Origin of the sequence: Streptomyces musisoli (genome assembly GCF_016741855.1) — a bacterium.
Lineage (GTDB): Bacteria > Actinomycetota > Actinomycetes > Streptomycetales > Streptomycetaceae > Streptomyces > Streptomyces musisoli.
This window is the reverse complement of the sequence record NZ_JAERRH010000015.1, coordinates 23,155-45,639: the sequence shown is the minus strand read 5'-3', so window position 1 is coordinate 45,639 and position 22,485 is coordinate 23,155. Positions and strand designations below refer to the sequence as shown.

Annotated in this window: 16 protein-coding genes; 9 read left to right on the top strand and 7 right to left on the bottom strand. The window is 69.0% G+C overall.

Features of this window, described 5'->3' with window-relative positions; genetic code table 11:
- Nucleotides 1–341 precede the first annotated feature (341 nt).
- The gene (locus JK361_RS30055) at nt 342–1,397 is read right to left on the bottom strand and encodes a magnesium transporter CorA family protein (RefSeq protein ID WP_307787351.1); all 1,056 of its coding nucleotides are present in this window, start codon (nt 1,395–1,397) and stop codon (nt 342–344) included.
- Nucleotides 1,398–2,982: 1,585 nt separating this feature from the next.
- Nucleotides 2,983–3,255 carry a hypothetical protein gene (locus tag JK361_RS30050; RefSeq protein WP_201824098.1) on the bottom strand — a complete coding sequence of 91 codons (273 nt, stop codon included), beginning with the start codon at nt 3,253–3,255 and terminating at the stop codon, nt 2,983–2,985.
- Nucleotides 3,256–3,851: 596 nt separating this feature from the next.
- Between JK361_RS30050 and JK361_RS30045 the strand changes: the two genes are divergently transcribed.
- On the top strand, nt 3,852–4,295 hold the full coding sequence (locus JK361_RS30045; RefSeq protein WP_201824096.1) for a hypothetical protein: 444 nt from the start codon (nt 3,852–3,854) through the stop codon (nt 4,293–4,295).
- Nucleotides 4,296–4,463: 168 nt separating this feature from the next.
- On the opposite strand, the gene JK361_RS30040 is transcribed toward JK361_RS30045, so the two are convergent.
- Nucleotides 4,464–4,607 carry a hypothetical protein gene (locus JK361_RS30040; protein WP_201824094.1) on the bottom strand — a complete coding sequence of 48 codons (144 nt, stop codon included), beginning with the start codon at nt 4,605–4,607 and terminating at the stop codon, nt 4,464–4,466.
- 473 nt (nt 4,608–5,080) lie between these two features.
- Between JK361_RS30040 and JK361_RS42440 the strand changes: the two genes are divergently transcribed.
- Nucleotides 5,081–7,486: an FUSC family protein gene (locus JK361_RS42440; protein ID WP_201824086.1), complete on the top strand. Its 2,406-nt coding sequence runs from the start codon at nt 5,081–5,083 to the stop codon at nt 7,484–7,486.
- Nucleotides 7,487–7,613: 127 nt separating this feature from the next.
- Here the strand turns inward: JK361_RS42440 and JK361_RS30030 are convergent, their stop codons facing one another.
- A complete protein-coding gene (locus tag JK361_RS30030) occupies nt 7,614–8,447 on the bottom strand; it encodes a PIG-L family deacetylase (protein ID WP_201824080.1) in 834 nt (277 codons plus the stop codon).
- A gap of 512 nt (nt 8,448–8,959) precedes the next feature.
- A complete protein-coding gene (locus tag JK361_RS30025) occupies nt 8,960–9,229 on the bottom strand; it encodes a hypothetical protein (protein ID WP_201824073.1) in 270 nt (89 codons plus the stop codon).
- A 567-nt stretch (nt 9,230–9,796) separates the two neighbouring features.
- Here JK361_RS30025 and JK361_RS30020 point away from each other — a divergent pair.
- Nucleotides 9,797–13,327: an nSTAND1 domain-containing NTPase gene (locus JK361_RS30020; protein ID WP_307787350.1), complete on the top strand. Its 3,531-nt coding sequence runs from the start codon at nt 9,797–9,799 to the stop codon at nt 13,325–13,327.
- A 576-nt stretch (nt 13,328–13,903) separates the two neighbouring features.
- Here JK361_RS30020 and JK361_RS30015 read toward each other — a convergent pair.
- Nucleotides 13,904–14,050 carry a hypothetical protein gene (locus tag JK361_RS30015; RefSeq protein WP_201824064.1) on the bottom strand — a complete coding sequence of 49 codons (147 nt, stop codon included), beginning with the start codon at nt 14,048–14,050 and terminating at the stop codon, nt 13,904–13,906.
- A 62-nt stretch (nt 14,051–14,112) separates the two neighbouring features.
- Between JK361_RS30015 and JK361_RS30010 the strand changes: the two genes are divergently transcribed.
- The 4 genes from JK361_RS30010 to JK361_RS42690 all read left to right on the top strand — a co-directional run bounded on the left by JK361_RS30010 (nt 14,113) and on the right by JK361_RS42690 (nt 19,379).
- On the top strand, nt 14,113–17,430 hold the full coding sequence (locus JK361_RS30010; protein WP_201824062.1) for a tetratricopeptide repeat protein: 3,318 nt from the start codon (nt 14,113–14,115) through the stop codon (nt 17,428–17,430).
- Nucleotides 17,431–17,878: 448 nt separating this feature from the next.
- Complete coding sequence (locus JK361_RS30005; protein ID WP_201824060.1) at nt 17,879–18,088, top strand: hypothetical protein; 210 nt, start codon at nt 17,879–17,881, stop codon at nt 18,086–18,088.
- A 65-nt stretch (nt 18,089–18,153) separates the two neighbouring features.
- A complete protein-coding gene (locus JK361_RS30000; protein ID WP_201824058.1) occupies nt 18,154–18,846 on the top strand; it encodes a restriction endonuclease in 693 nt (230 codons plus the stop codon).
- An 8-nt stretch (nt 18,847–18,854) separates the two neighbouring features.
- Entirely contained in the window at nt 18,855–19,379 is a 525-nt protein-coding gene (locus JK361_RS42690) for a hypothetical protein (protein ID WP_372448755.1), read from the top strand.
- A 217-nt stretch (nt 19,380–19,596) separates the two neighbouring features.
- Here the strand turns inward: JK361_RS42690 and JK361_RS29995 are convergent, their stop codons facing one another.
- The gene (locus JK361_RS29995; RefSeq protein WP_372448754.1) at nt 19,597–21,417 is read right to left on the bottom strand and encodes a serine/threonine-protein kinase; all 1,821 of its coding nucleotides are present in this window, start codon (nt 21,415–21,417) and stop codon (nt 19,597–19,599) included.
- 71 nt (nt 21,418–21,488) lie between these two features.
- Between JK361_RS29995 and JK361_RS29990 the strand changes: the two genes are divergently transcribed.
- Both JK361_RS29990 and JK361_RS29985 read left to right on the top strand, forming a co-directional pair.
- Nucleotides 21,489–21,701: a hypothetical protein gene (locus JK361_RS29990; protein WP_201824054.1), complete on the top strand. Its 213-nt coding sequence runs from the start codon at nt 21,489–21,491 to the stop codon at nt 21,699–21,701.
- A gap of 97 nt (nt 21,702–21,798) precedes the next feature.
- Nucleotides 21,799–22,194: a peptidoglycan-binding domain-containing protein gene (locus JK361_RS29985; protein ID WP_201824052.1), complete on the top strand. Its 396-nt coding sequence runs from the start codon at nt 21,799–21,801 to the stop codon at nt 22,192–22,194.
- Nucleotides 22,195–22,485 lie beyond the last annotated feature (291 nt).

Sequence of the window (22,485 nt, the reverse complement as noted above, 5' to 3'; positions counted from 1 at the left end):
AGAGCGGAATACCCCCGGGCCGCCCCAGGGCCTACGGAGGGACGTCTTCCGCCGGGCGGCCGCCTGGTGCGGCCGGGCCGGGATCCCGTTGGCGGTCCGGCCGTGAGCCGGTGGCGTTGCGGGGCTGCGCCGGGGCGGTCATCTCGCCGGCTGCTGCACCCGGCGGGGTGACCATTTTAGGCCGCGGGCAGTGGCCAGGGCGGCCGGTACGCGGCGGGCCGTCCGGTCCCCGGGGGCTGTCTGGTCTGCATCCGGTGTACCCGTACGCAAAAAGGACCGTTTCCGCTAGGGGGATGCGGATCTTTCCGGGCTGCCGGCCGGGCTCGTCTGGTCGGTTTCGGTTATTCGTTTTCACGTAGGCTGCGCCAGATCCGGGTCCGATGGAGTATGTAGAGGGAGGCGAAGAGTACGAGCACTTGCAGGCCCACGGCGAGTAGCCAGAACTCGTCTTTGCTTTCCAGTTTGTCGGTCAGGAACGTGAAGTTCATGCCGAAGAATCCGGTGAGGAATGACAGGGGCAGGAAGACGACGGACACGATGGCCAGCCGGTTGATCACGCCGTTCTGTTCGCCGGCGATGAGTGAGGAGTAGCTGGCGAATGCGCGACGGGTGGCTTCCTGGAGGGATTCGATGTCGGCCAGCACCAGTCGGCCGCTTGTCTGGAATTCGCGGGCGAGCCGTTGTCGCTCCTCGGGAAAGTTGGGGCTGGTCATCCGTCGGGTGAGGATTTGGTCGGTGACTTCGAGGAAAGGGCGCAGGGAGTGGTGCAGGAGGGCGGAGTGGCGTCGTAGCTGGGCCAGGCGGTAGACCTGCTCGGGGCTGCGTTTTTCGAACATGTCGTCTTCGAGTTCCTCGGTTTCCAGCAGGGCTTGCACGGCGGCCTGGCGGTAGGTGCCCAGGGCTTCCCCGAGGAGGAGGAAGAGCACGGCCACGGGGTCGGTGGGCCGTTCATGCCGCAGTACGTCGGTGATGGTCCTGGCCAGGTAGGCGTGGCCGCGGTGCGTGGTGGCCAGGAAACGTTCGGTCACCACTGCATGGATGTGGATGATCTGATCTTCGTGGACCACGGGCACGATGAGACCGGTTCCTTCCTTGCGGTACTCGGCCCGCGCCGGCTCACCCGCTCTGCCGAACCAGTCCAGGCTTGCGGCGTCCAGGCCCAGCTGCGCGGCGAGCGACTCCGTTTCCTGTGGCGCTTGCCGCTGCCCTTCCATCCGGTCTTGCTGGGGTGTCCGTGCCTGTGTCTCGTGCTGTGGTGTTCCGGGCTGTGCCTCCTCGGGTAGTTCGACGTCGACGAGCACGAAGTGGTCCGTGGCCAGCCGGGTGCGAGCCTCCGCAATATCCGTACGGGTGACGGTCAGCTCCGGCATCGACACCACCGTTACGATCACCGACACCTCGCTCCTCGTTTCGAAGCCCGTGTAATCCAGCGTTCGCGTGCTTCGGCTCGGCCGCACGCGCAGGCACTCTTGTGCCGTGCCCGGCGGCCCGAACGGGTGACGGATCCCTGGTGGGGGTGTCCCCCGTCCCGGCATCGCCGCGATGTGCCGAGGCGGTGGATGGGTGGGTCAGCCTGTTGGTCCACCGGACGGAGGAGACGCGGGGGCCGTCGTAGGGGCTGAAATGAATGAGCAGGTTTCGTTCACAGGAACTGCGATTCCCCTACAGGCCCGGATAATCCACGAGGTTTTCTCATGTTCAACGCCCGACGTCACGCTGCCCGTATCGCCGGTATTTCCTGCATCGCCGCTCTGGCCGCCGGAGGTTTCGGCGTGGCCAGTGCGGAGGCGGCGCCGATGGCGCAGCACCACATGACCGTGCATTCCAGCAACCACCAGCACCATCAGGGCAGCTCCTACCGGGACAGCTCTCGCAGGCATGACAGCTCTGAGCACAACAGCTCCCACCGCGACAGCTCAGGGCACGCCTACTCCAAGGACAGCGCCTCGTCGAAGAACACGCCGAAGAGCGGCAACACCCAGGGCGGTACTCAGGGTGGGGGTAGCGGCAACACGCAGGGTGGCACTCAGGGTGGCGGGAGTGGGAACACGCAGGGTGGTACCCAGGGTGGCGGGAGTGGGAACACGCAGGGTGGTACCCAGGGTGGCGGGAGTGGGAACACGCAGGGTGGTACCCAGGGCGGGGGTAACGGCAACACGCAGGGCGGCACTCAGGGTGGGGGTAGTGGCAACACGCAGGGCGGCACTCAGGGTGGGGGTAGTGGCAACACGCAGGGCGGTACTCAGGGTGGCGGGAGTGGGAACACGCAGGGTGGTACCCAGGGCTGAGGGTTGAAGGCAGGGCCGGCATTCCGTGCGGGGCAGTCCGCGCGGGGTGCCGGTTTTGTGTGACGGGGTGCTGGTGGTGGCCCGTTGTGTGCGCTGCCGTCGGGTAGCAGCGGGGTGGGATGGGGGCCGGGCGTTTGTGGGGGTGTGGGGGCGGGCGGGCGCTGCTGCGGGTGTGTTGTGATGCCCTCGGAGCTGCCCGTCGTGCGGGCCTCAGCGGCCGGCGGCCTCGTTTTGGAGGATGAGGGAGTGCTGGGCATCGCCTGGGACGCCCATGTGCAGGCGACCGTGATCAGCTGCCCGCAGACGCTTTCACCATCCGGTATCCGCAGTTGGATCCTGCCTGGGCCTTCGACTTCGATGGCGAGGGGGAGATGGCGCGCCGGCTGCCGCGGCTGGCTGCGTGCTGCCTGGTGGAGTAGGCCGCGGCCGGACCTCCTGCCTCGGGAAAGCGCTCCGAGTGACCGGTGCGAGAGGTGGCTGCCGGGGCCTGGAGTGGTGCGTGCCGTGAGGCCGACTCACTGCCGGCGGGCGGCGTGAGGCGTGAGGTGGCCGGGAATCGGCGGGCAGAGGGGGCGTCCATGGCTGGTGGCGGGTTGTGTTCGCCCGGGAGCGGTGACGAGGGGCTCTTGCCCATGACTGCCGTCTCGCCCCTGATGGTCGGCTGTCCGCGGGGATTTTCAGTCGGGGTGGCTCCTCACGGGGGGTTGGCTGCCATCCGGCAGGCGCCGGTCGCGGCGCCGCCCGGAACGCCGGCCTCGGTCAGGGCGGTCACGCAGCCGCGTAGGTCGTTGTGCACACCCTTGGTGCATGCGGCTGTGACGGTGTCGGAGACGGTGACGCCTGTCTGCTGGACCATGTTGGTGCAGGCCGGGATGTCTGCTTGGGCGGCGGGGGCGATCAGGGCCGCGCCGCCGAGGACGAGGGTGATCCCGGTGAGGACACCGAGGAAACGGGCCGGCGTACGCATGAAAAGCACCTGCTCTGCGGGGTGGGGACGTGGTGTGTTCGGCGTGCCGAGCAGCGGAGCAGCCGGTGCTCCATCGTGGTCCGGATCCCGGCGCCTGTCGGCTCGGCAGGATGGCCCCTCCTGTCTTCGACGCTAGAACAGCCCACCGCAGCGCGCATGTTGACCCTCGGGGTGAGATGCGGCGGCAGACCCGCCCGGCCCGCCTGTTCCCTCGGTCCCGTCGACCCGGCTGTTTCCGTCGGCTCGCCTGCTGCCCGTCGTCCCTCTGCGTCCTTCGGCCTGCCTGCTCCCGTGGGGGCCGCCCGGATTTCCCGGAGTCTGTGTGTGGGGACGGTTCCGGTTGTGACGCGCCGCGGGCCTGGTCGGCTTGGATCTGTCGCGCGATCAGCGTGCCGCTCACCGCTGCGGACTGGTGTGACGGAATCGGCCTGGTGTGACGGAATCGGACGACCGGTCGCGGTGGGTGTTCGGGGGACAGCAGTCACAGCAGTCGATGAGGGGGTCTGTCGTTCGGTCTCCATGGTCTGTCAGAGGTGACCGCTAGCGTTTTTCGTGACGTGGTTCTGCGTGGGCAGCTGACTCCGAGGGGGTTCGGGATGGGCGCTTCGGCCTGGGACTACTACGTGCCGTACCAGGAGGACACCGATGCCGCGCTCGAGGAGTTGCGGCAGCGGGTGTTCCTCGCCGGTGACTACTACTGGGTGCGAGGCGGTGACTGGCTTCCTGAGGAGGAGCGCCGACCGCGGCCTCTGAGCCTGCAAGAGCTGTGGGCCGACGAGTGGACGCAGCACTCCGGGACCCACTCGATTCTCGATGTCTTCCACGTCCAACGGGAAGACGAGGAGCCCGAGATCTGTGCGGTTCAGCCGGTGACCGCGGAAGAGGCCCGGAGGGTTACGGGCACGGAACGGCTGACGCGTGCACACGTCCCGGCGATTCAGGATCTCGCCGGTGAGCGCGGGTATGGCCGTTGCGCGATACTGCACGACGTCCATGGGACGCCGCAGGAGATCTACTTTTGGGGCTGGTCTGGAGACTGAGCCGTCCACCTGATTTCAGGGCCGGAGCGTGGCGGAGGGCGGGCGTTGTCCTGACCGATGGGCGCCAGCGTGCCATCAAGGGGCACGGACGCCATGCGGTCTGCTGTGCGGGGTGCTGTGTGTGGGGGTGACGAGGTCGGATGGACTCCTCTGCTGGTGGCTGGTTGTTCACCGCCTGTGTCGGGCGGTGCGTTCGGCGTGCTGTGCCAGGACGGCCACCCGCTTTTCCGCCGCACCTCGGACCAGGTATTCCCCGAGGAACTCTCCGCGGGGGTCGTAGACCTCGAAACGGTCGGCTATCTGCTGAATCATGAAACCGTCTCGGCCAGGGGCGGGAGCGTACTGAGTGGTCATGATCTGTGGTTCTTCCGTGCTGTGGTGGTGGGGGGCGGTGGATCTATTGCCAGTCTGGACACGCTGCACGGTCCGGCCGATCGGACGACTGGGGGAGAGAGCGGGGGACTGTGCGGTAGGCGGCACGGAGGAGTCCGGCCCGCCGGGCAAACGGCTGCTGGGCGACGACTGCGGGACAGCCCCGGTCAGAGTTTCCGACGTGTGTGGTGCCTGGTCGTGCCGGGAGGCGGTGACAGGCCTGGCTGCCCGGCGTGGGGGACGATGACGGTATGGAGATCGGGAGTCCGCGGGGGCGCCGGGTCCAGGGTTGCGGTGAGGGGGCAGGCGGTGGGTAGGGGCCGCCTCGGAGGCGCGTGATGGGGCGCGTCGGAGGTGGGTGCGGGGCCGGACTGTCGGCATTGTTCGCTCCTGCGCCGGGTAGCCGGCCGGCTGTGGTGGCGGGGCTGGGCAACGGGGTTGCGATCAGTGCCCTGCTGCTGGCCGGGGTCGCCGCGGGTGAGGCGGCGGCGGGGGCTTGGGCGGCCATGGGTGCCTATCTCGCGGCGTTCACCAACAAGGGCGGTGCCCGCCGGCCGCGTACCCGTGGTCTGCTGGTCGCTGCCGTTGCCGACGCCGCCGTGTTCGCCGCGGGAGCGGCCACGGCCGCGCTGTTCCCCCTCACACTGGTCCTGCTCGCAGTGCTGGTCTTCCTTGCGGCGGCGGGCTCACGCATCCACCCGGTGCTGGAGCGACTGGGCACGATGCCCGCCACCGCGCTGCTGGTCGCCGCGGGCGGTGCCGCCGCCGACGGGGCCCGGCCCCAGACGAGCGTGCTGGTCCTGCTGGGAGGCCTGTGGTACGCCGCCGCGACCGCGGTGCTGACACCTCCTGCCCGAGTGCGGGACGTGCTCGCTGTGCTCGCCCAGCCCTACCGTCTCATCGGCCGGTCCTTGAGCGTCCTCGCGGCCTCTTCCGCCGGTGTGTTCGCGGTCGGCACCGCCCGCGCGCATCCCGCCGCCGCGTTGCGCAGGGCCGAGGAAGCCGCACGTGAACTCCGTGGCCCGCGGGGCAGCGAGCGCCTGGCGGCCCTGGCCGACCCGCTCGTGGAGCGTGCCGCCACTCTGGCCGACCTCGCCATCGCGCTGGCCGCGACCGGCCCACCCCCCGCCGCCGTCCGCACGCCTTGCACCACGGCCATCCGCAGCGCCGGGCAGCACCTCCTGCGCTTGGCGGACACCCTCACCCGCCGCCCCACAACGGGCACCGGCGGTGCGGGCGGTGGGGGCGGTGTGGGCGGCGAGGGCGGCGGTGCCGGGGGTGCGGGAGGCGGTGCCGGTGATACGGGTGGCGGTACCCGTGGCGGTGCTGGTGATACGGGTGGCGGTGCTGGCGGTACGGGTGGCGGTGCCGGCGGTACGGGTGGCGGTGCCGGGGGTGTGGGTGGCGGTGCTGGTGATACCGGTGGCGGTGCTGGTGATACGGGCGGTGGTGCCAGTGGTGAGCTGGAAACTGCGCTGGCCGCTCTGGAGGCCGCCTGTGACCGGATGCGCGCGCAGGTCGCCGCCGGCACCCAGGCCTACGCCGACTCGGCGCGCGCCGGCCGGCAGCGCCGCCTGCTGGCCCGTATCACCACCGCCATCACAGCAGCTCAGCAGGACGCCCGCGCCCTTGCCGAGCTGGCGGCCATCCGGCTTCCCGCACCGGCCCCCGCACCCGCCGCCACTCACCCTGCGCAGCCCCCCGCATCCGCCGCCGCGCCGCCCACCGAGTCGGCGTCCCGCTGGGCAGCCCTCTGGCGTGGCATACCCGGTATCCGCACCGTTGCGGCCCTTCCGGCGGGCACCGTCCGGCACGCCTTGCGCACCACCACGGTCAGCAGCGCGGTTTTCCTGCTGACGCAGGCGGTCGCGTTGTCGCACGGCGAGTGGGCGACCCTGGCCGTCCTGCGAGTGCTGCGCCCGCAGTACGCGGCCACCCGCGAACGCGTCGCCCAACGGGTGATCGGCAACGTCGTCGGCGGCGGCTGCGCGGCCCTGCTGGTCGCCGTCGTGCACGAGCCGACCACCCTGAGCCTGATCCTTTTCGCGCTGATCACCGCGGGCTTCGCCTTGCGGCCGGTCAATTACGCCTTCTGGGTCGTTTTCGGTACCCCTTTGGTTCTGCTGATCGGTGATGTGTCCCACCCGGGTGACTGGTCGGACGCGGCCGTGCGGATTGCCATGACCGTGCTGGGTACGGGTGCGGCCCTGCTCGGCAGTCGCCTGTTGTGGCCGAGCTGGGAACATGCACGTCTTGCCACGCACACCGCCCGCGCGGTCGCCGGCACCACCGCCTACCTGGACACCGTCCTCGGTCTGCTGCCCGGCCGGAGCGTGCGACCGGATACGGCAGGCGCCCGCCGCGCGGCCGAAGAGGCACTCGCCCAGGCCCATACCGCCTGCCGGAACGCGCACCGCGAGCCGGGCCACGACCCGGCCGCGCTCGACGATGCGGTCCGGCTGTTGCAGACGCTGGAGAGGCTCATCGTGCTGAGCGCGGCGCTGACCACGCACCGCACACCCTGCACGGCCCGCATCCCCGCGCTGGCCCTCTACGCCGACCATGCGCCGGCGGCGCTCACCGGCTCCGCCGGACAGGCCGTCCGCCACCTCGACGCCCTCGCCGATGCCCTGGAGGAGATGTCCCTCTACCTCGACGGCCTCCACACCCGCCGTCAGCGTGAACTGGCCGCGGGGCATGCGGGGGAGAGCCGATTGCGTGCCGCGATCCGCGACGACGGGCCGGTCATCGAACTCCTCGCCGCGATCGCCGCCGCCCTCGGCGAGGCCCACACGCATCCGCAGCCGTCCCCCCACTGACGGCCGTTGTCCATCGTGGCCCGGCTGAACACGAGGAATCGGATTCGTCCCGGGCGATGAAGAGGGCGGCAGGACAGACGTCGAGCCTCATGGGCCTGAGCTTTCTCAGGCCCATGAGGCGGGCGGATCAGCGCAGCCCGGCGAAGAGGTCGTTCTCGGGCACGGCCGCGCCGGTGGTGTCCTGGACACGTACGAAGGTCTCGACGCCCATCAACTCGGTGAATTTGGTCTGGCCCATTTTGAGGAAGAAGATGTTCTCGCCCTGGCTGGCGTGTGCGGCCAGCGCATCGAACTTCTGGCCGCCGAACGCGCTGGTGTCCACCCAGGTGGTGATCTCCTCGTCGGGCAGTCCGATCTCGGCCATCGCGGCGGCCTCGGCGGGATCCGGCTCCTGCCAGTCCGCACCGGACTCGCGCATGGCCTGCCCGAACCGCTGCATCATCGAGCGCGGCGCCGTCGTCCAGTACACCTTCGGGGTCGGCTCGGTCATCGTCAGCGCCGCCATCGTGATGCGGTTCGCCTGGATGTGGTCGGGGTGGCCGTAGAAGCCGTTCTCGTCGTAGGTGACGACCACATCGGGCTGGTAGCGGCGCATGAGTTCGGCGAGTCGGGCAGCGCCCTCCTCCACGGGAGTCCGCCAGAAGGATCCGGGGGCGTCGTTGGTCGGCCAGCCCATCATCCCGGAGTCGGCGTAGCCCAGCATCTCCAGATGACTGATCTTCAAAATGTCGCAGCTAGCCTCGAGTTCGCGACGCCGTATCGAGGCGACGGCTGCCGGATCGTGCCCGGGATCGCCCGGCTTGACACCCCCCGGTCCGTCACCGCAACCGCCGTCGGTGCACGTCACAAGGACCGTGCGGATGCCCTCCGCCGCGTACCGCGCGAGGACACCTCCCGTTCCGGTGGCCTCGTCATCGGGGTGTGCGTGCACCGCCATGAGCGTCAAGGGCCGGTCATTCATGAAGAAGTCCTCCTGTTGTGAAACGCCTCGGTCCCAATCGCCGGCAGGCGTTGTTCCCCCGACTGGTGCAACAGTGCCGATTGGACCGGCTGTTCCCGCCGGCCACGGAACAGGCCTTGGCTTCCCCATGTTTCGGCGCGTAGGAGTCGAGCGTTCATCGTCGGTGAGGGAGCAGCGGAGCCGGGGCCTGGAGGACAAGGCGGCGGATCGCTGCGGCATGACCGTGCTCGGGCCGCAAGCCCAGGTGACGGAACCGAAGTTGCGGACGTTCGCCTGTCGCCGGTGCCGAGTCGGGTGATCCGGGTGAGCGGTTGCCGGCGGACCGACCGTACGGAACAGCAGTGGTCCGCCGGGAGTACCGGCGGACCACTGGTGACGCTCAGCCTGCAAAAATACGGAACCGCCGGATCGGTGCCCCGCGGGGAAGCAGCCCCGGCCCGAGCCACGCTTCCCACTCACCCGATCGGTTCGATCAACCGGTCCCTTCTCGTGCAGGTCTCAGACGCGGGCACTCAGCAGGCGTCGACGTACCAGACCGGGGCCCAGTTGCCGTTGGGGTCGCCGTAGGGCGCGCCGGGGGTGGTGTAGATGAGGTGCCTGTTCTTGTCGTACATCTTCGCCTTGGTGCCGTTGGACTGGTTGTTGTACCAGGAGCCGCCGCTGTTCAGGCCGTCCGGGATTTCTTGCAGGTAGCAGTCCTTGAACTTGAACGCCAGCGTCGTGTAGTTCGCGTACTTGTAGCCACAGAAGTAGTACTTCGGACAGTCGGACGGCGCTGCCATGATGCGAGGGCCGGAGGCGGTTCGGGCTGCGGCGGCAGGCGCGTCCGAGGCCGCGGCCGGTCCTGCCGTCGCGGCGGCCATGCCGCTTCCGGCCAGCAAGGCGGATGCCGCCAGCGATACGATCTTGAGCTTCCGCAAGGTGTTCCCCTGTCTCATCACGGGTGGAGCGGTCAGCACAGGAAGCCACGGACAGAACTACGGCCGGGTATGACTGCCGCCGCCGCTACCGAAGTGAGCACTGCGCCCTGTAGGCGCGTGCTCGCTGCCCCCGTCCGGCGATTTCCGTGGCGGATGCGGTCGGGCCGGCTGTAGCTCGGTCCGTGCTGTGCGTCATCGAGTTCACCGCCCGCACCGTTGTTCAGCAGCCCCCCTCCGCCACAGTGAACAATCACGGCTGTGCCGGTTCCGCCCCTCCGGCCGGGCTGATTCGGTACTTGTCGGGCATGCGACCGGCTCCTAGCGTGATCGGGACGCGGGTGACTCTGCGTCGCGGTGATTGCCAGGGGCATGAGGGGAATCAGGCCGGTGGGGCGTCGTGAGAGGCCGGTGGACCCAGGTGCGGGGCCGGTGCAGCGGTTCGCGTATGAGCTGCGCAAGCTGCGCCAGGAAGCGGGCGGTCTGACATACCGGGAGATGGCGCGCCGAGCCCATTACTCGGTGAGCGCGCTCTCCCAGGCCGCCGCCGGTGAGCAACTGCCGTCACTGGACCTCGCCCTGGCCTATGCCCGGGCCTGCGACGGCGATGTGGAGGAGTGGGAGCGGCGCTGGCACGAGACCGCCGAGGAGTCGGCGGTCCGAGACCGCGAAGACGGTGTCACCGAGTCCCCCTACCTCGGGCTGGTTCGCTTCGAACCCGACGACCACGAGCGCTTCTTCGGGCGGGACCAGTTGGTGGCCGATGCACAGGAACTGGTGCTGCGCCGGCGCTTCGTGGCGGTCGTCGGCCCGTCCGGCAGCGGTAAGTCGTCGCTGCTGCGGGCCGGGCTGATCCCCAAACTACGCGCCGAGGGCCCATCCCTGGCGGCGATCCGCATCCTCACCCCGGGCGATCACCCCCTGCGCACTCACGCGGAGGCATTGCAGCCCAAGGACGCCGACGGCGACACCGTCCTCGTCGTGGACCAGTTCGAGGAGGTCTTCACCCTCGGCCGCGACCCGCACGAGCGCACCGCCTTCATCGACGCCCTGCTCGCTGCCCGGCACCCGGACAGCAGGCTGCGCGTCGTCATCGCCGTACGCGCCGACTTCTACGGACGCTGTGCCGAGCACGGCGACCTCGCCGTGGCTCTGCGGGAGGCCAACCTGCTGGTGGGCCCCATGAGCCCGGCCGAGTTGCGCGAAGCCGTCGTCAGGCCCGCACAGACGACCGGACTGATCGTCGAGCGCGGCCTGACCGCTCGCCTGGTGGAGGAGGTGCACGGCACGCCAGGCGGCCTGCCGCTGCTCTCACACGCCCTGCGGGAGACCTGGCGGCGGCGCCGCGGCAGGGCGCTGACCATGCAGGCGTACGAAGCGGCGGGCGGCGTGCACGGTGCGATCGCGCAGAGCGCCGAGGAGGTCTACACCAAGCTCTCTCCCGGCCACGCCGAGCTGGCCCGGCTGATCCTGCTGCGGCTGATCGTCCCCGGCGAGGACTCCCAGGACACCGGGCGCCCCGTCGACCGCAGCGAACTCGACGTCGGCGCCGCCTCCCGGCACGACATCGCCCTCGTCCTGGAACGTCTGGCCAACGCCCGGCTGCTCACCCTCGCCGACGGCACCGTGGATCTCGCCCACGAGGCACTGATCACGGGCTGGCCCCGGCTGCACGAGTGGATCGACGGCGCCCGCGCACGCTTGCGCCTGCACCGTCAGCTCACCGAAGCCGCGAGCGAATGGAAGGCCCTCGACCGCGACCCGGGAGCCCTGTACCGCGGGGTGCGGCTCGCCGCCGCAGAGGAAGCCTTCAGAGACCCTGACACCGTCGAAGAGCTGACCCGCTTGGAGCGGAACTTCCTCACCGGCAGCATCACCGCTCGTGAACGGGAACGACGCGCGGCTGTGCGAACGACCCGCCGCCGACGCCAGCTCATCGCCGCGCTGTCCGTCCTGCTCGTCGTCGCGATGACCGCAGGCGCGATCGCATGGAGCCAGACCCGGATCAGTGAACACCGGCGACAGCAGGCCGTCGCTGCGCAGAAGGCAGCCCTGTCACGGCAGTTGGCCGCGCGGTCGGCCGCTCTGCTGGGCTACGACCCCGACCTCGCCTCGCTCCTGGCCGTCCAGGCGTACCGGATCAGCCCTACGGCCGAGGCCACCTCGAGTCTCTACGCGGCGGCAGCGCTCCCGGTGCGGCAGCGCTTGACCGGAGACGCCGGCCCCGTCGAGGCGGTGGCCTTCAGCCCTGATGGCCGTACCGTGGCCGCCGGCGGCTCGGACGGCACGATTCTGCGGTGGGACACGGGAACGGGTACGGCGCGTACGCCTTTGCGCACACGCGCCCGCGGAGTGAGAACGATCGCCTACGGCAAGGCCGGGCACCTTCTGGTTGCGGGACACACCGGAGGAACGCTGCGCTTGAGCAACCCGACGCGCAGGAAGGTCTGGACGGTCACGGATCACGCCGAGACGGGACCGGTGGCGTTCAGCCCCGACGGCCGCACCGTGGCCGTTGCCTCCTCTGACGGCACAGTCAGGTTGAGGCACGTCGCCACCGGCGCGCTCCGGGCCACGTTGCTCGGTTTCACCGACACGGCAACGATGATTGCCTACAGCCCGGACGGCCGCCTGCTCGCGGCCGGCGGCTCCGACGGTGTGATCCGGGTGCGTGACCTGTCCAGAGGGACGACCCGGACCATCCGGTTCACGCGCCCTGGTGCCCCGGTGTCGATTGCCTTCAGCCCGAACGGCAAACTGCTGGCAGCGGGCGATGAGCTGGGTGATGTGCAGCTCTCGGACACGGGGACGGGCTCGTTGCACGCACGCTTCACCGGTCACAAGGGTCCGGTACGCGCGGTGAGGTTCAGCCCCGACGGGCGCCTGCTGGCCACGGGCAGTGCAGACGACACAGCACGGCTGTACGACGTGACCACCGGCGAAAGCCGTGCAGTCCTCAAAGGACACACTGGCGGCGTGACCTCTGTTTCGTTCAGCCCTGACGGAACCGTGCTGGCCACCGGAAGCCGCGACCGCACGGTCCGCCTGTGGGACACCCGGCGGGGGGCGGCCCGAGCCAGTTGGAAGACCGCCGACACCGCTACGTCCATGGTCTTCACCACGGACGGCCGCGCACTGGAGACCGGCGACGCCGCCGGAGGAGTCAGCACGTGGGACACGGCCGGCCAACGGACCCACGGCACCCGCACCGTCGTCTCCAGCGCCCTGGCCACATCAGTGAGCCTGCCCCCGGACGGTCATGTGATAGCCGCCTTGACCGACGCCGACGGCCGCACCGTGCAAGTCTGGGACGCGACCGACCACATGCTCCGAACGACGGTTCAGAGCCACTCGCGATCCGTCGCTCTTGTGACGGCGGCCCTGGATCCCGACGGCCGCGTCCTTGCCACAGGCGACACCGGTGCGACCGTACGACTGTGGGACGTGGCCACCGGCAAGCGCCGTGCGGTCCTCACCGGGCATACGGGCGTCGTAGCGGCACTCGCTTTCAGCGGTGACGGGCACACGCTTGCATCCGCCGACGCATCCGGAACCATCAGGCTCTGGGACGTGGCCACCGGCCGCAGTCGCGCACTCCTCACCGACAACGCCGCATCGGTCGCACTGAGCGCCGACGGCCGCACCCTCGCCGTCGGCCACGACGACGGAACGGTGCGCCTGTGGGATGTATCCACCCTCACCGTCCGCGACACGCTGAGGGGGCGTCGGCTGCAAGTGAGTTCAATGGCCATGAGCAGCGACCAGCGCACGCTGGCCGCAGGCAGCGGAGACGGGACGATCCAGTTGTGGAAGCTGACCGTACCCAGCCCGACCGGAGTGATCGACCGGATCTGCCATGCTCTCCACCGGGGTCTCAGCCGACAGGAACAAGCCCAGTACCTCCCGGGCCGGCCGCAGTATCGAGTGTGCACGGGCCCCTCGCGGAGGCAGCAGCTCGAGTGAGGCGGCGGTACTCGCATCCAACACCGTCCGGTCAACCGGGGCCGCGGCGAACTCCGGCTGTCGGCCAGGTCGAACATCAGGGCGCGGTTCCGGCCGGTGCGCCCGCAGCCGCTCCTGGAACTTGCCGTGGCCTCCCACTCCGCTTTGTCAGCGCCGTTCGGGGCCGTAGGTGTTGCGCTGTAAACCAAGTGATGTGACTCCACCGGACTCGGGACACTCCGGTTTCGCAGGTGTCACCGGGTTGCGATCGTTGCGGTTTCGGGTTTGACCGTTCGATCGTGAGGGGGGTCCCGGTCCGTACAGTGCAGGTACGGTCGGACCTGCTGTCACTGGAGACGGGCCGGGGGCGTGATGACGGGCGTGGAGATTCCAGTCGGGTACGCGTGTGCGTGGCTGGTGGGTAAGGGCCACCGGGTAGCGGGGCGGGCGGACGCCGAGGTCGGCCGGGGGCTGGACGCGGGGATGGACCGGGTGCACGACCTGGTCGGTCTGGTCCGCCGCAAACTCGATCAGGACCCGGCACTGCAACGGGCTGAAGAGGAAACCGAGACGGGGTGGCAAGAGCTCACGGAGCGTTCACGGCGCCGACTGACGGGCTCGTTGGAGGACGCCGTTGAGTGGGATGAGCAGTTCGCTGCGGCGCTTGATCAGCTCGTGGAGGGACTGCCGGGCAGGGAACCGGCAGCGGAAGCCGGGGCGGGGGACCACGTCGACTTCCGGCACAGTACGCTCCATGGGCCGGTTGCGGGCCAGGGCACCGCGCACGATCACGGTGGCAGGTCGAGGTGAGTACTACCGAGGACCGCCCCGGTAGCGGCGACGGTGACTACATCGATTCTCGGCACAGCACCTTCCACGGGCCGGTGCTCGGCAAAGGCATTCAGAACAACTTCTTCGGGCAGGGTCCGGCCGCGCTGCCGTATCAGGTCGGGAGGATCCCGCCACAGGCCAACTGCTTCCAGACCCGGGCCGAGGCCGAACGGCTGGCTGCGACCCTGACCGGAGGCGGGACCACCGTCGTCGGCTCTGCGGCCGGGGTGCTGACAGGTATGGGCGGGGTGGGGAAGACCCAGCTGGCCGCCCACTATGCCCGCAGTGCCTGGCAGAGCGATGAGGTGGACCTGTTGGTGTGGATCACGGCCGACAACGCCACTGCGGCCGCCTCGGGTTGCGCACAGGCCGGCATTGAGGTTTGCGGTGCCGACCCGAAGTATCCACAGCAGGCGGCGCAGACCTTCCTGGCCCGGTTGCAGCCCAAACCACAGGAACAACCCTTGCGGTGGCTGGTCGTCTTCGACGACGTCACCGACCCGGCCGATCTGAACGGACTGTGGCCGCCGGTCAGCCCACAGGGCCGCACTCTGGTCACCACCCGCCGCAAGGACGGCGCCCTCTCCGGCCACGGACGCCGACTGATCGAGGTCGGCCTGTTCACCCCCGAAGAGTCCCTCGCCTACCTCACCGCCGCGCTGGCCGACCACCATCGTCCCGAGAACGTCGATCTACTCGCCGCCCTCGCCGAAGACCTGGGCCACTTGCCGCTCGCCCTCGCCCAGGCCGCCGCCTACATCGTCGACTCCGGCGAGACCGTGGTTGCCTACCGGGAACTGCTGGCCGACCGCACCAAGAAACTCATCGACGCCGCCCCCGACGTCCTGCCCGACGAGCAGACCCTGCCCCTGGCCGCCGCCTGGTCACTGTCCATCGAGCGCGCCGACACGCTGCGCCCCGTCGGCCTGGCCCGCCCCATGCTCCAGCTCACCGCCTTCCTCAACGCCAACGGCATCCCGCTGGATGTCCTGACCAGCCAGCCCGCGCTGGCGTGCCTCGCACACCGCACCTCAACTGGCGCGGAGCCCAGCGACGGACCGGTCGCAGTCTCCCCTCAGGACGCGAGGCGCGCCCTGATGGCCCTGCGCCGGCTCAGTCTGGTCGACCACAGCCCCGACAGCCCTCAGCAGGCCGTCCGCGTGCACCAGCTCATCCAGCGCGCCACCCGGGATGCCCTGACTCCCCATCAGCACGACCGGACCGCCCTGGCTGCCGCCGACGCTCTCGTCTTCGCCTGGCCGACCACCGAACGCGATACCGCCTTCGCCCAGACCCTCCGCGCCAACGCACAAGCCCTGGCCCACCATGCAGGGTCGGTCCTGTACCAGTCGGACGTGCATACGGTGCTGTACCGGATGGGCACCAGCCTCGGCGAGACAGGCCAAGCCACCGCGGCCCATGACCACTTCCGCCACGTCACTGAGGCCGTACTACAACAGTTCGGCGCTGATCACCCCGCCACCCTCACCGCCCGGCGCCATCTTGTCCGCTGGGAAGGGGAAGCGGAGGGTACGACCGGGAAAGCTTACGCCGACCTGGTGGCCGACCAGACCCGGGTGCTGGGTGCCGACCACCCCGACACTCTCGCCACCCGGGCCGACCTCGCCCGGGTGTGGGGGGAATGGAGTCCGGCCGGGGGCCAACACGTCTATCGCGAGCTGCTGGCCGACCGGATCCGGGTGCTGGGTGCCGACCACCCCGACACTCTCGCCACCCGGGCGGGCCTCGCCGCCATGCTGGAGCACGATCACGGCTTGGCTGCCACGCAGCTCTACCACGAGCTGCTGGCCGACCAGATCCGGGTGCTGGGGGCCGATCACCCTGACACCCTCAGCACCCGGGCCAGGCTCGCCCGACGGCGAGGGAAGGCGGGGAACGCAGTTGGGGCCGCGGAAGCCTATGCCGAGCTGCTGGCCGAGCAGACTCGGGTGCTGGGGGCCGATCATCCTGACACCCTCATCACCCGGGCCGACCTCGCCCGGTGGCGGGGAGAGGCAGGGGATGCGGCTGGAGCCGCGACGGCCTATGCCGAATTGTTGGAGCACATGATCCGGGTAGTGGGCGCTGATCACTCACACACCCTCACCACCCGGAACAACCTCGCCCGATGGCGAGGCCGGGCGGGGGATGCGGTCGGCGCCGCGGAAGCCTACGCCGACCTACTGGAGCACATGAAGCGGGTGCTGGACACCGATCATCCCCACTTCCTCAAAGCCAGGTCCAATCTCGCCCGTTGGCAGGGGCAGGCGGGGGATGCGGCCGGGGCCGCGGGAACCTACGCCGACCTGTGGGAACATCGTGTGCGGGTAAATGGCCCTGAGTCCTCGGACACCTTTCACAGCCGGGACCTCGCTGCCCACTGGCGAGGCCGGGCAGGGGATGCGGTCGGGGCCGCGGAAGCCTACGCCGACCTACTGGCGCACAGGCTACGCGTACAGGGCCCTGACCACCCCGACATCCTGACCGCCCGGCGCGATCTCGCCCACTGGCGAGGCCGGGCAGGGGATGCGGTCGGGGCCGCGGAAGCCTACGCCGACCTACTGGCGCACAGGCTACGCGTACAGGGCCCTGACCACCCCGACATCCTCACCACCCGGAACAACCTCGCCGTCTGGCGGGAGGCTATGGGAGATGCGGCTGGGGCCGCGGAAGCCTACGCCGCACTGCTGGCCGACCAGACCCGGGTGCTGGGCGCCGATCACCCTCACACTCTTTCCACTCAGGCCAAGCTTGCCGCGAAAAGGGGGGAAGCAGGGGACGACGTCGGGGCCATGGAGACTGGCCGTGACCTGCTGAAGCGCGTGACGCGGATGTTGGGCGTGGATCACCCCTACACTCTCACGATCCGGGCCAGCTTAGCCCGGATGCAGGAGGACGCAGCCGAGGCCGTGGATGCCTACGCCAGGATGCTGGCCGTCCAGAAGCGGTTCTTGGGTACCGATCACCCCGACACTCTCACAACCTTGAACGACCTCGCCGGCGTGCGGGCGTGGGCAGGGGACGCAGCCGGGGCGACAGGTGCCTACGCCGAGCTGGTAGAGCACATGGTGCGCGTGCAGGGCCCTGATCACCCCGGGACTCTCGCCACCCAGGGGAACCTCGCCCGGTCCCACAGGGAGGCGGGCGACTTGGAGCATGCCATTTCCCTGTACGAGCAGACGCTCGCCGACTGCGTTCGGGCGTTGGGCGAGGACGACCCCCTCACGAGGGCGATCCGAATCGATCTCGCAGCAGTCATCGCCCAACGCGAAGGCCGCGATGAGACGTCGTGACCTCGGTGTCAGTCGACGGCAGCTTCGGGGCTCGAGTCGCCCGGCACCCCGAGTCCCTTCCGGCCCTCAACGACGTCCGGTGCATGGATGGCTGGACGCCCATGGTGCCCCACAGCGGTGCGCCTCTGCGTGCACGCAACATGCGGACACCTGCCCGTGTTTGTGATGGGTTCCTCTGCTACGGCAGAGGAACCCGCCGTCGCTGCCCTCAACCGGGTCAGTCCTGCCCGTCCGGCCGGTCTCGTTTCTTGCCTGGCAGTCGAGCTGTACGGCATCGTGCAGTCGCCGACCGATCTGCTCCGCGGTATTCGGCCAGTTCCGATGGCTTTGTGCCATTCGCAGGTAACCCGTCTTCAACATCGCTCAGGCGCGGCTAGACAAGAAGGCTGGGGCGGCGTCGTGCTGTCCCCGGGCAGTGGTGGCCTGTCGGTGGGGGAGGTCTGGACCGTTGCTGACCATTGACGTGGCGGTACTGCTGGCAGTCATCGTCGTGTGGCGGTTGCGGCGGCGTACGGAGGCCCGCAGCCGTTTCGACGAGAAGCTGACCGTCGTCATCGTCCTGGCGCTGGGTGTTCTCATCGCGCCCACTCCGGCGGGCCCGGGGATCCTGAACATCGTGGGGCAGCTTGCGAGCGGCGTTACACAGGCCAGCCGATGAGCCCGCGAACTCGGCGTCGGGCGACACCCGTCGGTGCACGCTACGGATCAGGGGCTTGGGGAGTGATGGCGGCAGCACGTCGACGGCGCCGGCGCTCGAAGAAGCGGACGCGCAGGCAGTTGCTGGGCTGGGCCGCGGCGACGGCGGTGCTCGCCGTGGCGTGGGTGGCCGGGCACTGGTCAGCAGTGTGGCCTGTCCTGGTGGCCATGCTCGCCATCGGCGTGGTGCTGGGAGCAGGCTGGGCACTGTTGAGGGCGCACCGTCGCGCGGTCGGTCAGGACCGCGCGTGGCGGGTGCAGGAGGAGGCCAGAGCGCGGGAGTTGTCGATGGCCGAGGTCGACGCGCTGTCGTGGCAGGAGTTCGAGTTGTACATCGCCGATCTCTGCCGGCGGGACGGCTGCACGGAGGTCGTCGTCAGCGGCAAGAGCGGTGACCTGGGCGCGGATGCCATCGGCTACCTGGCCGACGGGCGCAAGCTGGTCATCCAGTGCAAGAAGTATGCGCCGCACCGGAGCGTGTCCTCCCAAGACATGCAGAAGTTCGTCGGCACCGCCCGTCTCGAACACGGTGCGGATGTCGCCTTGTTCGTCACCACCTCCCGCGCGTTCACGAAAGCCGCGCTGGGTCTGGCGCTGCGCCAGGACATCGTCGCCCTGCACCGCGATCTGTTGGGTTCCTGGGTCAGGGGTGCCCATCTGGAAACTCTGATCCCGCTGAACGGAAGCGGCGGCGGCGCCAAGCGGCGGCCGTTCGTATGACGTGACATATGGACGGTCTTGCCGCGGTCGGGCGACCGGTGTGCCCAGATCGGTGCACCCCCTCGAGAACGTCGCGCGCTCGCCTGACCACGTCTCGACAGCGGGCGACGACGTCGGCCACGCTGCCCGCCGGCGTGGCCCGGAACGGAACGTCGCCCGCCAGTTGGTGCCGTCGTACCGTCAACGCCGTTGCCCTCAGCCCCGATGGCAAGGCGTTGGTTACCGGCACGGACGACGGGACGGCGCGGCTGTGGAATCCCGCCACCGGCCGACCCCCCGGGGGTGTCCGCCGCAACTCGATCGGCGCGAGCCGCCTGGTCCGGTCGCGACGGGAGCGAGCTGCTGATCGGAACCTACGACGTGGTCGTGCGCCGCGCCCCGCCCGAACCCCTTACCGACCCGTACAAGGCGCTGTGCGCAGGAGGAACTCTCGCAAGGAAACCGGCGTACAACTGGTCTACCTTGCGGCAGAAGCCACTTCCCCAGCGGGTCGATTGGCTGGGGATCGTGTTTGGTCACCAAGATCTCCATGAAACGTTCGATAAGCGAACCAAATCACTTGGAAGCCATCGCAATGGGCAGGGTCGGTAGGCTGCCAGGCTGTGGTGGGAATTGTTGAGTGCTGGCACCGGACGAGCTGAGGTAGCTGTACCAGCAGTTGGTGCCAGAAGATCCTTCGCGCCCTCAGGGGGGGGCGGCCGGCATCGGCATCAGCGCCCGGCTCGAACGGAAAGCCGGCGCGCGAAATGTTCAGGAAGTCCGATGCAGAGTGATGGTCGCGTTGCCGCTGAGAAGCAAGGTGAGTTCGTCAGAGGATCCGCTCGAGGTCAGGCCTACGGGTGAGCAGCCGAGTGCCGAAGAGGATGAGAAGTCGGCGGGACCGAGCCGGAGGGAGTCATCCTTTGCGCTGAGGAGGGGGGACTCACCCTTGCACGCCTTCCCGTCGCCCCCTCCGGAGAGAACGAAAGACACGGTAATCGAACCTACCTCTCCTTGGTGGACGGCAACCGTGGCCCATTGGTAGGACGAGTCCCACGACGTGTCGGATCCGGACCAGTTTCCCAGGAAGGCCGCACCAATGGGTCGGCTGCCGCCGGCTGCCTTGACCAGGGCGGTGTCACTGTCGTCTTTCGTGGATGTGGATTCTCGCCGGAGGACACTGCCTTGCCGTTCCGCCGTGTAGGACTCTCCGCGTCCGGCTACGCACTCACGCTCCGCGCGCGCAGGCACCGTCTCGGTGATCTTCTCTTTCCCTAGTGCCAGACGTTTGCTGCTGCTTTCAAGAACGGGAGCTGTCGCCTTGCACAGTACGTTCCCCCGCGAATTGGTGAACAGCACGCGAACGGGTGAGCCGCCGGGCGTGCTGTCGGAGCTGATCTCAAGTCGTCGGTAGGTTCCGCCCAGTACCGGCTGGTTCAACTCCCAGGAGCCGGCGAAAGGCGAACTCGGCCTTCCGAGGCCGTCCAAAAACGTCACGACAGGTACGACTGCCGCAGTCAGGGCGGCGGCCAGTACCCAAACGTAAAGGTGTTTCCGCCGCCTTGAGGTGTCCCAGAAGCGTTGTCGGGACTTCTCAGGGACGGAGGGGGACGGTGGTAGCGGTCGTCGTGCGGGGACAGCCGGGAGGGTGGCAGTCGCGGTTGGCGTATCTGCCGGAGTGACCGTCTTACTGCGTCCGGTCGGCGCTTCATTGTTCTGCAGTTCTCCACTCGGGACGTCCGTGTGGAGAACGCGGGCGATCTCGCGTCCCAGGTGTGCGAGGAGGGATGCAGGAAGCCAGGGATCCGCGGTTGGTTCCGTGTGCGCGATGAGTTCCCCTACAGCAGGACGGTCCTCTGGGTCCTTTGCCAGACACGATGCCACCAGGCTGCGGATGGGTGAGGGCAACCCGGACAGGTTCGGCTCTTCCTCTGCAACACGAAACAGTAAGGCGTGCAGCCCGCCGTCAGAGGTGCCGAATGGAGAACGGCCGGTGGCGGCAAATGCCATGACAGAGCCCCAGGAAAACACGTCGGAGGCAGGCGTCAGCCTGTGCCCGCGAACCTGTTCCGGAGACATGAACGCTGGTGAACCGACCACCGCCCCGGTACGCGTCAGTTTTTCATCCGCCAGCGTCTCAAAGGCGCGAGCGATGCCGAAATCTATGACGCTCGGGCCATCGACGGTGACGAGAATGTTGGAGGGCTTCAAGTCACGGTGAATGAGCCCCGCCGCATGGATGTCACGCAAAGCCTGCGCCAGGCCATTCCCAAGAGCTGTCACCGTCGGCTCGGGCAGAGGACCAACCAGCTCGGTCACCACAGTGTGCAGATCCGGGCCCGGCACATATGCCGTGGCCACCCAGGGCACAGCGGCATCTGTGTCGGCCTCCAGCACCGGCGCGGTCCAGGCGCTGTCGACTTGCCGGGCAGCCTCGGCCTCACGGGCGAAACGAGCTCGGAACTCGGGGAGTTGAGCGTACTCGCGCTGAACTACCTTGACCGCGATAGCCCTGCCGCCCTTCGCGCGACCCAGATAGACCCGCCCCATGCCGCCTTCACCCAACCGCCCGAGAAGGCGGTAGCCCCCCACCCATGCAGGATCTCCCGGAACAAGTGGTTGCACGGTTCCCCCTTGTCACATCGCCTCCGACAGATTAGGTCATGCCGTCCGAGCAGGGGGAGCCATCCGTTGTGGCGCTGGGCCGGCTGTGCCAAGACCTGCTTGATCGAGTGCGGGTGCTGCGCAATGCCCGAGGCATGGCGGCGGCGCTCGTCGGCGAGCGGCAGTTGGAGTTCCACGCGAGTTGCCGGCCGCCGCGCCTGAAGAAGCGAGGGCGTTCTTCGTCCTTGGCTCTGACCGATCACCTTGGGTGACGAGCCACGGCTGTCTACCTCAGCTCCCGCAGGGAACCTTCTTATGTGATCATGAATGGCATTCGCTTCAACTCTACTACTGTGCATGGGGGATCACATGTCCATACGTCGTCCGTACCGCCCGCTGAAGGCCACCGCCGCCCTGGCCCTCGCCTCGGCCGCGCTGCTGGTGGCCACTCCGTCGGCCGACGCGACCGAGTACAACTTCGACACCTGCATCGCCCAGGTGGGCAGCCGCATCGCCCCGAACGGCAATGAGATCCCGGCCCGTAACTTTGCCCGCGGCGACTCGGGGGTTTGCGTCAGGGCCATCCAGGTTGTGCTGGTCAGGTATGTCGTGGCCGAGTCGGAGAAGTCTGGTTTCGTCGACGGGCTGTTCGGTGCCCGGACTGACTACTACGTGCGCGTCTTCCAGAAGCAGTACCGCCTCGATGCCGACGGGATCGTGGGTCCGAGCACGTGGGGTGTACTGGCGGCCACCTACACCGGCTGACCAGGAACTGAGCGGGCTGTCCCGCCCACTGTGCGCCGTACGAGGCCGGTCCGCCGAAGGGCCCCGTACGGCGTGGCCGCACCGTTCATGGGTCGCAGGCCGACCGCCGCGGACGCCCGCCGGGACCGAAAGCAGTCCGGGACACCAGCCACGCTTCGATGGTGGAGTCCCAGATCACCGGCCCCTGGCCGTGCCATTCCCGGCAGATCGGATGAGGATCCATGAGGGCGCCGGGGTCGAGAAGATCCAAAACGGTGGACACTATCCTACTTTTTCCCTTTCGTCGTCTTC